The organism is Mesorhizobium sp. M1428 (assembly GCF_040317515.1).
Taxonomy (GTDB): domain Bacteria; phylum Pseudomonadota; class Alphaproteobacteria; order Rhizobiales; family Rhizobiaceae; genus Mesorhizobium.
In genome coordinates, this window is the sequence record NZ_JAMYKT010000073.1 from 1 (window position 1) to 1,050 (window position 1,050).

The window sequence follows — 1,050 nt, forward strand, 5'->3', positions numbered from 1 at the left end:
CCTAGAGCACGTCCTGTGATCGATGAATCGATTGTGATGTGACGGCTGCGTTTTGTGCTGATTCAACATCCACCTCGATGGAGGTGGACGATGGGAAGAGCATTGAGCGGGGATCTTCGGTCGCGGGTCTTGAAGGCTTCGGACGAGGGCATGTCGGCGCGGCAAGCGGCGGCGCGGTTCGGCGTGGGAGTGTCCAGCGCGATCCGCTGGATTGCGCGGGCGAAGATCGGCGAACTGGCGCCACGCCCGCAGGGCCGCCGCCGCGCCTCCGGCCTCGATGCGCATGAAGCCTTCATCGTCGGGCTGATCGAGGAGCGCAAGGACATCACGCTGAACGAGATGGTGGAGCGGCTCGTCGCCGAGCAGTCGATGCGGATCAGCCGCAGCGCCTTGAGCGCCTGGCTTCGCGGCCATGGCTGGACATTCAAAAAAAGTCCGCGCACGCACTGGAGCAGGATCGCCCCGATGTCCTGAAGCGGCGCCGGGACTGGTTCGATGGCCAGCTCGATCTCGATCCGGCGAAGCTCGTGTTCATCGATGAGACCGGCCTCTCCACAAAGATGGCCCGCCTGCGTGGAAGAGCGCCGCGCGGCGAGCGCTGCCGGGCCGGCGTGCCGCATGGCCACTGGAAGACCACGACCTTCACCGGAGCGCTGCGGCTGACGGGCATGACTGCGCCCTTCGTCTACGATGGCGCCATGAACGGCAACGTGTTCCTGGCCTATGTCGAGCAGGTGCTGGTCCCTACATTGTCGGAGGGCGACGTAGTCGTCATGGACAACCTTCCCGCCCACAAGGCCGCCGGCGTGCGCGACGCGATTGAGGCCGCAGGCGCGAGCCTGCTCTACCTGCCGCCCTACAGTCCCGACTTCAATCCGATTGAGAACGCCTTCGCCAAACTTAAGGCGCTGCTGCGAGCAAAGGCCGAGAGAACCATCAAGGCTCTCTGGGACGCGGTCGGCGCGGTCGTCGACCTCTTCACCCCAGCCGAATGTGCCAACTACTTCAAAGCCGCAGGATATGAACCGGATTAAACAGGACGTGCTCTAG

Annotated in this window: 1 protein-coding gene; it reads left to right on the top strand. The window is 64.2% G+C overall.

Translation table 11 applies throughout. The annotated features are described in order from the left end of the window. Positions 1 to 90 precede the first annotated feature (90 nt). Positions 91 to 1,034 (top strand): IS630 family transposase gene (locus NKG60_RS32170; protein ID WP_352976693.1). Its coding sequence is split into 2 segments (ribosomal slippage): positions 91 to 427 and positions 427 to 1,034, totalling 945 coding nucleotides; the frame shifts between segments, so codons are not numbered across the junction. Positions 1,035 to 1,050 lie beyond the last annotated feature (16 nt).